The 9,974-nt window shown below is 52.2% G+C and carries 9 protein-coding genes; 5 read left to right on the top strand and 4 right to left on the bottom strand.

All coding sequences use genetic code 11. From position 1 onward, the window contains the following. Nucleotides 1-176: 176 nt before the first annotated feature. The 4 genes from rarD to ACEQ15_RS11070 form a co-directional block, all read right to left on the bottom strand. Nucleotides 177-1,100, bottom strand: coding sequence for an EamA family transporter RarD (gene rarD, locus ACEQ15_RS11055; protein WP_370279246.1), 924 nt, complete (start codon nt 1,098-1,100; stop codon nt 177-179). Nucleotides 1,101-1,491: 391 nt separating this feature from the next. Beyond that, nucleotides 1,492-2,208: an aspartate/glutamate racemase family protein gene (locus tag ACEQ15_RS11060; protein ID WP_370279247.1), complete on the bottom strand. Its 717-nt coding sequence runs from the start codon at nt 2,206-2,208 to the stop codon at nt 1,492-1,494. A 44-nt stretch (nt 2,209-2,252) separates the two neighbouring features. Beyond that, entirely contained in the window at nt 2,253-3,494 is a 1,242-nt protein-coding gene (locus ACEQ15_RS11065; protein WP_370279248.1) for an NAD(P)/FAD-dependent oxidoreductase, read from the bottom strand. Nucleotides 3,495-3,530: 36 nt separating this feature from the next. Further along, nucleotides 3,531-3,878: a RidA family protein gene (locus ACEQ15_RS11070; RefSeq protein ID WP_370279249.1), complete on the bottom strand. Its 348-nt coding sequence runs from the start codon at nt 3,876-3,878 to the stop codon at nt 3,531-3,533. Nucleotides 3,879-4,627: 749 nt separating this feature from the next. Here ACEQ15_RS11070 and ACEQ15_RS11075 point away from each other — a divergent pair. From ACEQ15_RS11075 to ACEQ15_RS11095, 5 genes are all read left to right on the top strand, one after another. Further along, on the top strand, nt 4,628-5,092 hold the full coding sequence (locus ACEQ15_RS11075) for a tripartite tricarboxylate transporter TctB family protein (RefSeq protein WP_370279250.1): 465 nt from the start codon (nt 4,628-4,630) through the stop codon (nt 5,090-5,092). A 14-nt stretch (nt 5,093-5,106) separates the two neighbouring features. After that, a complete protein-coding gene (locus ACEQ15_RS11080; protein ID WP_370279251.1) occupies nt 5,107-6,630 on the top strand; it encodes a tripartite tricarboxylate transporter permease in 1,524 nt (507 codons plus the stop codon). Between the two features lie 107 nt (nt 6,631-6,737). Next, on the top strand, nt 6,738-7,688 hold the full coding sequence (locus ACEQ15_RS11085; protein ID WP_370279252.1) for a Bug family tripartite tricarboxylate transporter substrate binding protein: 951 nt from the start codon (nt 6,738-6,740) through the stop codon (nt 7,686-7,688). A 256-nt stretch (nt 7,689-7,944) separates the two neighbouring features. After that, a complete protein-coding gene (locus tag ACEQ15_RS11090; protein WP_370279253.1) occupies nt 7,945-8,877 on the top strand; it encodes a LysR family transcriptional regulator in 933 nt (310 codons plus the stop codon). A 97-nt stretch (nt 8,878-8,974) separates the two neighbouring features. Then, nucleotides 8,975-9,883 (top strand): LysR family transcriptional regulator, encoded by a 909-nt coding sequence (locus ACEQ15_RS11095; protein WP_370279254.1) that lies wholly within the window; start codon nt 8,975-8,977, stop codon nt 9,881-9,883. Nucleotides 9,884-9,974: the final 91 nt, after the last annotated feature.

The following is a 9,974-nucleotide window of genomic DNA, read 5'->3' on the forward strand; positions in this document are numbered from 1 at the left end:
ATGCCGTGCAATTGAAAAGACAACTTGGCGATATCGATACCAACGATGCTAATCTTACTCATAGTGGACCCCCTATCTAGTGATGCCGGTACAAACTTAATTGTGGCACTTAGGTGGGCGGGTCCATTTCATTTGCTACAGGTTCGAGGCGAAGCTAAACAACGTGAAACCGGAGATTAGATCTCCGGTTTTTCTAGTCCGATCTCCTGGGCGGATTTAGCTATTTTGGCGCGGCGGAGGGCGTCGATGGAGAAGACGATAAAGCCTGCCCATACCAGCATGAAGGTGGTCAGACGTTCCATATCGATCGCTTCACCGAATATGAATACAGCAAGCAGGAAGTACAGCGTTGGTTCGATGTACTGCAGGATTGCGATGCTGGAGAGGTTTTTCATTCGCGCCACACCGAAGGCGAACAGGCCCAACGGCAGGATAGTCATTGGTGCAGTTAGCGCCAGCAACAGACGTACGTTCTCTTCACCCGCTTCCCAGTGGGTCTGCCCTGCCATACCGATCAGGTAAAACAACGCAAATGGCACCATCAGCAAGGCTTCTGCGGCCAGGCCGTTGAGGGTGTCGATCTTCACCTGCTTTTTGATGATGCCGTAACAACCAAATGCCAACGCGATACCCACGGTCAGCCATGGGAAACTATCAAGGCTCATACAGGCATAAAGGAATCCGCCTGCGCAGAGAATCAAAGCGATCAGCTGCAGTGGCGTTAGCCGTTCCCCGAAGAACAATACGCCGATCAGGATACTGATTAGTGGTATCAGGAAGAACGCCAGACTCACCATCAAGACCTGTCCGTTGGTTGCCCCCCACGTGTTCAGGTACCAGCTGGTTGAGATACACGCGGTCGAGAGGAATAACCAGAAGAAGGTCTTCGGGTCCATCAACAGCTTGAACACACGGAACGGGGTAACAGTCACCCACAGCAGCAACGCCATCAGTGGAACGGACCACAGCACACGCAGGGCAAATATCTCCATCGCTTCTACCCCACGCAGGTGTTGGTAGAACAGAGGCAACAGGCCCCAAACGATGTAGGCGGAGGTGGTCCAGAACAGGCCACCCTGTGGCAGATTTGATGCTTGCATGTGCGTTTATACGGATTACTTTTTCACGAGAACTGAAATGGCGAAGCGCGCATTATCCGTATGCACCAGTTTGGGTCAATTCAAGATTTTTTACGTTTACATAAGTGATTCTGATATTTCATTCATAGTGAAAAAGTGTTTACGGTCGGTGTAATAAATAGGTTTAAAAACACGTATTTAGAATAGAAAAAGTCTATGGAGAGTATGTTGAGCAGTCCTTTGGACTGCTGGCAGCCCAAAGGCAGCCCTACAAAGGGGACGTAGAAAAAAGAAACGGCAGACATAAAAAAGCCGGCTCAGGGTGCAGCCCGAACCGGCTTTTGTGGTGCTCTCTGCCTATCAACAAGAGCCGTGCTGTAGGAAGAAAGAAGATAGAACTGTTTGTTCGCTCTTAAGCGATCTGACGATCCGCGCCCGCAGCCACCATACGGGTAAGGCTGGTCAGATCATAGATTGGCAGACCAAACTGCTTCTGCAGTTTTGGGGCGAAAGTCGACAGGTCGGTACATTCAAGGACGATCGCGCCCACGTCTGGATTTTCTTCCAGCATGTTGCCGACTACACCACTCAGCTCTTCGTAGAACAGATCCATATCCAGATCGTTGGTGTCGCCACGCAGGATCACTTCAGCAAACTGCTTCTGGTGCTGCATACCGGCAACCACGATTGGTTCGTCGGCGATGCCTACGCCTTTTAGGTGATCTTCGGTCAGTGCATCACTGTTCGCGACAACCACACCTACCTTTTGGTCACGCTTCAGAAAGCGGGATACCAGTGGTACCTGAATCAGGCTGGACATAAATACCGGTACGTTTACCGCATCCGCGATCTCTTTCTGGTGCAGGGCCAGGAAGCCACAGCTACCGGTGATCGCTTTAACACCTTCGCGCTCGAGCTGCTGTGCTGCTTCGATAAATGGCTTGAGCAGCTCTGGATCACGTTCGCCGATCAGGCGATCGATGGTTGCACCTTTTACGGTGTGATACATGATCGGGAAGTCAAAGCTAGCCGGGTGCTTGATGTGGCCGTCTGGCTTCGGGAAGTAGGATTCCAGGGAGATTACGCCCAAGGTCATCCCGTAGTAGTTAATTCCACCTTTAAGAATCATTTCAGTATCCTATTTAGCGAATCTACGAGTACGTTCGAAGACTCTTATGCGAATCGTGTCGCAGAGAACGGAGTCAGGTCCACTGAGGTTGCCTGCCCCTGTACACATTCTGTAATCAGTTTGCCGGTTACCGCGGCAAAGGTCAGCCCAAGGTGACCATGACCAAAGGCCACTTTCACCCGTGGGTGCTTGTCTACGGTGCCGATTACTGGCAGCGAGTCCGGTGTTGATGGACGGCTACCCACCCAGGTCGACTTGATCGACGGGTTGTTGCCCAGCATCACCTTGGCGTGTTCCAGCATTGCATCGGCGCGCTGCGGATTAAGCGGTGCATCGGCAAATGCGAATTCAGCCGTTCCGGCCAGGCGCACACCACCATCCATCGGTGTCAGAAAGACGGCTTTATCCAGCCAACCCACCGGGCGACTCAGCGCTTTAGCACCGATATCCAGTGTCAGGTGGTAACCGCGTTCGCTCACCATCGGAATCTTGATGCCCATGCTGGCGAGGATCTCTTTTGATGCCACACCGGTACACACGACAACCTGATCATATTTCACAGTATCGCCCGTAAGACGCACTGTTACGTCATAATCGCCCGGTTCAACCGCTTGCACCTGGTTTTGCAGGATCACACCGCCGTTGGCGGTAAAGTGGTCGGCGTAGCGACGACACAGCTCCACCGGGCTAACGGTGAACCGTGTGTCAGGATAAAAAACGCCACCGGCATGAAAATCAGCTAAGTCCGGTTCCAGCTCTCGAACCTGGTTGGCATTCAGGAACTCAAGGTTTACACCCTGATCTCTACGTTCCTGCAAGTCGCCTTGCTGCGCGGTGGCAAAACCTTCCTCTGTAGCGAACAGCCCCAAACAACCTTCGGCTTTTACAAGGTCCTGCGCATTGGTCAGGTCCAACAGCTCCTGGTCTGTCTGGCGGGTCAGTTCCTGCAGAGATTTCAGTGCAACCTTGCCCTTCGCGTACTTCGCTGGGAAACAGGCTTTTAAGAATTCCCAGCCATACGGCATTAAAGAAGGCAGGTAGCTGCCCTGCATGGAGAGCGGGCTGGTTTTATCCAGCAGCATCCCCGGCATCTTGCGCATCATCGCAAACTTGGAAAATGGCAAGCGGGCATAGTCAGCAAACAGACCGGCGTTGCCGAAAGAAGCGCCCATACCCGGGGCCTCTCGATCGATCAACGTCACTTTATACCCTGCTTTCTGGAGGTGCAGTGCGGTCGCGAGGCCAACAACGCCAGCCCCGAGTATTCCTATATGTGAACTTTGCATACACGCTACGCGGCAGCAGTGCCGCGCCTCAAAAACTTAAGGATTGGCAGCTACGACCTGGATCTCGACCAGCAGCTCAGGGCGTGCCAGACGAGATTCAACACAGGCGCGAACCGGTGCGTTTTCACTGTCTACCCAGGCATCCCACACTTCGTTCATCTGTGCGAACTGGCGGATATCAGATACCCAGATGTTGGCGCTGATCAGGTTGCTCTTATCAGTGCCTGCGTCTGCCAACAGCGCATCGATCTGAGCCAAAATCTGACGGGTCTGGCCAGCCATGTCTTCGGATGGATCTTTAGCAACCTGACCGGCGGTCCAAACCAGGTTGGCGAAGCTCACCAGCTGACTCATGCGTTGATTGGAATGTTGGCGTTGGATCATCTTTTACTCACTTATTATTGGTTGTTACAGCTGGCTATCGCGGTGGCGTAATGGCACACGGGCCAGTTCTTCCCTGATTTCGTCTTTTGTCTTTCGTCTTTTGTCGGCGCACTGCAACAGTGCTGATCAAACAGCAGCCTGAATCTTGAAGTGTGTAACCGATGCCCACTTGTGGCGGGATATGGGTGTCACCCGTGTACAACAACAGGGATTACCGAAACGGATAAGAGAAGGGGTCGAGATGCGATGTGATCAGACGGGTAATGTCTTTGGTCACAAACGATACGTACACCGAGGTTCTTCTTTTATTGTTATGTTCGGCCTGTCGTTTTACACGATTCAGGTCAGAGCCGTGATGCGATTTATTATTTGCTTCGAAAAACATAATGCCAAATCGTAAATATTTAACATGTCATCAGATTTGCTTATGTTTGTATTTTTCGGGCTTCCGCCCTGCCCTCGATAGAAAGCTGGAAACCGCTCAGCCAATGTCCCTACATATTTCCTGCCTATAGTAAGAAATGAGACGCCCCTGTTTATCCAGGAGGTGCGCCTCAAAACATAAGCCAAACTTATATAATCAAATATTTTTTCGAATTGTATATATATTCGGTTTATTTACACTGGATAAATCAGCGGCCTATGGCGTGGGTAATTCAATCACCACTGCGGTACAGAACGCCCACCAAAGCCACCGTGTGAACGGTTGGTGCAGGTCGATAAAAATAAGAAATACTTCAGGTATTACAATGGATAGAAGAAAAATAGACGTCGTTCTATCGACGTTCTTGATCATCGCTTCGGTGATCATCCTGACAAACGACAGCCTTGCTGAGGGTGGTGCTGACAGCGAAATGGGCATTCTGTTTCTGCCCCGTGTCGTAGCCGGCTTTATCATCATCTTCGCCGCAACTATCGCTATCCAGTCCTTCATGAAACTGTCTAAAGGCGCAGCGATGGAAGGCCAGGAAGTGATTACCACCGACGGATTCTCCGGCATTTTTATCTATGTAGGTATCTTCGTCGCGTACTGGCTGGCCGTACCTCACCTTGGCTTCATGGTTACTACACCATTTGTCATGCTCGGTGTTGCTTATCTGCTGGGTGGCCGCAACTGGCTGCCGATCATCCTGATGTCTGCTATTACCCCCGTGCTGATCTATTACGGATCCCGTGAGTATCTGCGGGTGTACCTGCCAACCTGGACGCTGTAAGGGGAGATATTCAGATGTTCGATAATATTCTTAGCGGTTTCGGCGCGATCCTGGCAGTAGGCCCAATTCTGGGCATCATTGCGGGTGTTGTAATCGGTATCACCTTTGGTGCGATTCCGGGGATTTCCTGCATCATGGCGATCGCCATCATGCTGCCAATGACGTTTTACGTTGATCCGATCATCGGTATCACCATGCTGCTGGCGGTATATAAAGCCGGTATCTATGGCGGCTCGATCTCTGCAATCCTGATTAACACACCAGGGGCCGCGGCTTCCTTCCTGACTGCTCAGGATGGACACGCGCTGACCAAGGCGGGTAAAGCGGGTAAGGCACTGGACATGTCCCTGTTTGCCTCTGTTTCCGGTGAAATGCTGGCAACGCTGGTACTGATTCTGGTCGCGGCGCCGATCTCTGCGATCTCTTTGCAGGCCGGTCCGATCGAGAAAGTATTCCTGCTGCTGTTCGCGTTCACCGTAATCGGCTCTATGGCGGGCGAGTCCATTCCACGCGGTCTGCTCTCCTGCTGTCTGGGTATGCTGTTTGCAATGGTGGGTATGGATTCCATCACCGGTTCTTCCCGATTCACTTTTGGCATCGATGAACTGATCGGTGGCTTCACCTTTACACCAATGCTGATCGGTATCCTGGTAATGCCAGAGGTGATCAATGTGATCCGCCGACGCAAGGTGCCACACCATGAGCTGGCGATTACCCATTCGCCAAACCCTGCGGACAACCGCATCAGCTTTGGTGAGTACAAAAAGGTATTCCGCACCATCCTGAAATCCAGTGGTATCGGTACCTTTATCGGCGCCCTGCCTGGCTTGGGTTCCAGTACTGCGGCGTTCATCGCGTACGGCGAAGGCAAGCGTACTTCCAAGAACCCTGAGCAATACGGCAAAGGTTCTGTAGAGGGTATCGCAGCCGCTGAATCTGCCAACAACGCAGTATGTGGTTCCAGCATGATTCCAATGCTGACCCTGAGTATCCCAGGTGATGACGTTGCAGCCCTGCTGATGGGTGCGTTCCTGATCCACGGTCTGACTCCGGGCCCGATGATCTTCTTCGAACACACTGAAACCATCTACGCGATCTTCGCAGGCTTCCTGATCACCGATCTGTTCCTGCTGGGTATCGCCCGCTCTGGCTTCAAGTTCTTTGTGAAGATGGCATCCCTGAAGCGTTACTTCATCTTCCCATGTGTGACTGTGTTCGCCTTCACCGGTGCATTCACCGCGGGCCAGAACATGGATGACATCCTGGTACTGATCGCCTTCACCGTATTGGGTTACGGCATGCGACTGGTGGGACTGAACCCTGCAGTATTCATCATCGGCTTCATCCTGACACCGTTCCTTGAGCAGAACCTGGATCAGGCATTTGCCATCGTTGGTGACGATTACAGCAAGTTCTTCGCTTCTCCGTTCTCCTGGGTGTTTATCGCACTGTCCGCATTCTTTGTTTACTCAAGCATGCGGGTGAAACGGAAAGCTTCAAAAATCCCTGCGCCGGTGGCTGAAGAAAAGCCAGCCTAAGCAGGAAAACGAACCCCTTCACAGGGCGGTGACGTAACCACACTAAAAGGCCGTGAGCCCTGTGAAGTACAACAAACGTAAATAAAAATAAATCGAAGGAAGTTAGTATGAAAAGCACTAAAAAAACCCTGCTATCCATCGCTACCGCAGTAACCATGACCTTCGCAGCGGGCGCTGCAATGGCTGACTACCCAGAGAAGCCGATCAAAGTGATCGTGCCTTGGGGTGCTGGCGGTGACTCCGACCTGACTACCCGTATCTGGGCTGATGCCGTAGAGAAAGAGCTGGGCGTACCTGTTGTTGTTATCAACAAAACCGGTGGTGGCGGCGTAGTTGGCACCTCTTTCGTTGCACGTGCTAAAGCGGACGGCTACACACTGATCAACGCGGGTGTGAGCAACATGATGGTGACACCTAACTTCACCAACACCCCATACAACTTTGATACCTTCACCCCAGTTGTGAAATACACTGCGGTGCCTCTGGCAGTTGTTGTAGCTAAAGACAGCCCTTACAAAAGCTTTGATGACTTCATCAAAGGTGCACAGAGCAAAACTGTAACTCAGGGCTCTTGGGGTGCGTCTTCCTCCGGTACTATCATGGCGAACATCATCGCTAACCAGTCCGGCTACAAAGTGAAGTACGTACACGGTAAAGGTGCTGCTGACTCCATGGTTTCCGTTGTTGGCGGTCACATCGACTCTGCTGTGTCCTTCCCACCAGCGTTCGGTCCTCACGTAAAAGCTGACCGTGCACGCGTACTGGTAATGGACCAGAAGATGGACGCATTCCCAGGCGTACCTACTTTCGCTGAGTACGGCATCAAGGGCAGCTTCGGCGGCTGGTCCGGTGTATTCGCACCTGCTGGCGTACCTCAGGAAGTTGTAGACAAGCTGACTGCAGCAACTGCGAAAGTGATGAAAGATCCTGAAGTCCTGAAAGCGTACGAAAACATCGGCGCACTGGTAGACTTCCGTCACGGTCCTGACTGGGTTTCTGACCTGAAAGCGACCTACGCGATCTACACCGAAGAAGCAGCACGTACTAGCAAGAAGTAATCGCCTCTTCTGACACGGCTCCCGGCTCTGCGTTGGCATCCGGGATGCCGTTCTACCCTCCCCGCTCTATCCCTTCAAAGCACCAAAAATACACCACACCAAACACCTCCTGTTTCGCTCGTATCCCACATAAGCGCCGTAGTTTTGCTCATCCCGATACAACGGTTGCCATGCAGTTCAGTTACGCATATAACATAACTTAACGCTTAATTTTATAAGCCACTCATCAGCTGAATTAATATTCTAAGGCAGAGCAATGAACCTCAAACAGATGGAAGCCTTTCGTGCGGTAATGCTGACCGGTTCGGTTTCACAGGCAGCAAAGCAACTTTTCCGTACCCAACCGGCGGTGAGTATGATGATCAGCTCACTGGAAGACGAGATCGGTTTCCAGCTGTTCGAGCGCCACAAGAAACGTCTTTACCCTACGCCTGAAGCCAACTACCTCTACAAGGAGGTAGAGGCGATCTTTGCCCGTATTCAGGACGTGAGCCAAACCGTTCAGGACATTCAGAACAAACAGTACGGTTTCCTGCGTATTGGCTGTATGCCAGGCCCATCCAACTTCTTTGTGCCAGACGTATTAGCGGACTTTCTGGAAGAACACCCTAAGGTTCAGGCCTCCCTGCAAACCCGTACCTCCGATGCCGTGGTGGAGTGGATCGCCTCCAACCAGTACGACCTGGGTCTGGCAGAGATGTCCAAGCTCCAGTCCACACAGGGCAAGAACCAGATGTTTGCGCTGAAGTCGGTGTGTGCAATCCCGGCTGACCATCCACTGGCGCAAGAAGAGGTGATCACGCCGGCGCTGCTGGACGGTGAGCCGATGATCACCCTGCACCCTGACCATATGATCTTCCACGATCTGATGCAGATGTTTGAAGCCAGCGGCCACCGCATGAACGTGCGTCTGCAAACCCGCTTCTACATTCCAGCGCTGCAGTTTGTAGAACGAGGACTGGGTGTATCAGTGATGGATCCTATCTCCGCCTACAGCTACACCACCTACGCCCGCCCCGGCAAAGTGGTATTCCGTCGCTTCGAACCCGACGTATTCCTGCGCGTTGGCATCATGTTCCCGGCAGATACCCCCTCTTCCATGATCACCATGGAGTTTGCTGATCTATTGAAACATCGTATTGAAGAGGTGATGGATAAACCGGAGATCTTCCTGAACTGGGGTAAATAACGCTACCTGACAGTTATCTACTAGGTTAACTAAAGATATATGTATAAAATTGATAGATAATCTTTGAGTTAACTTTATAACGTAGTGGAACGGGCAGATGGCAAAGAAAAGCGAATTCAAAGGGCAGATCAGTGACGTAGATCTACGCATGTTGCGCATCTACAAAGTGGTGGTGGAGTGTGGTGGATTCTCCGCCGCCGAAGTGGAACTGAACATCAGCCGAGCTGCGATCAGTATCGCCATGTCCGATCTGGAAACCCGCCTCGGTTTCCGGCTTTGCCAACGTGGCCGTTCCGGTTTCTCGTTGACCGAAGAAGGCCAGCAGATCTACAACTACACCCTGCAGCTGCTCTCCTCCATCGAAGACTTCCGCACCCAGGTAAACACCCTGCACACCCAGCTGAAGGGTGAACTGAATATCGGCATCACCGACAACCTTGTCACCATGCCGAAAATGCTGATCACCAACGCCCTGTCGGAACTCAAGCAGCAAGGTCCCGAGGTGGTGATCAATATCCGCATGATCCCACCGAACGATATCGAGCTAGGTGTTCTAGATGGCCGTTTGCATGTGGGGATCGTACCAACGCTGCGTGCGCTTGCGGGCCTGAACTACTATCCGCTATATGAAGAGCGCTCCCGCCTGTATTGCTCCCACAACCACCCGCTGTTTGATGTGGACGACAGTGAGATTGACGTGAGTGAATGGGATGCAGTGGTTCCCGCGTACGCCCAAACCGCTTTGGTGAAAGCCTGCCACCAGCAACTGAAAGCTACGGCCACCGCCACTGACCGTGAAGGCATCGCGTTTTTGATCCTTACCGGTCAGTACATCGGGTACCTACCGGCTCACTTGGCCAATCAATGGGTGAACGCAGGCCGTATGCGGGCGATTGATCCGGATACCTTCCATTACGAAACCGATTTCTCGGTGATTACGCGTAAAGGTGCTCGGTCGAATCTGGTGTTGGAGACGTATCTGGAGCATCTGACCGGCCAGGGTTAGTTTCCTATTTGTAGCAGCGCGCTCTGAGCGCGACCAACAGATGTAACGAATTGTCGCGGTCGGAGACCGCTTATATGGACCCGCCCGGTTT

The sequence above is a fragment of the Pontibacterium sp. genome, assembly GCF_964228735.1.
Lineage (GTDB): Bacteria > Pseudomonadota > Gammaproteobacteria > Pseudomonadales > Balneatricaceae > Pontibacterium.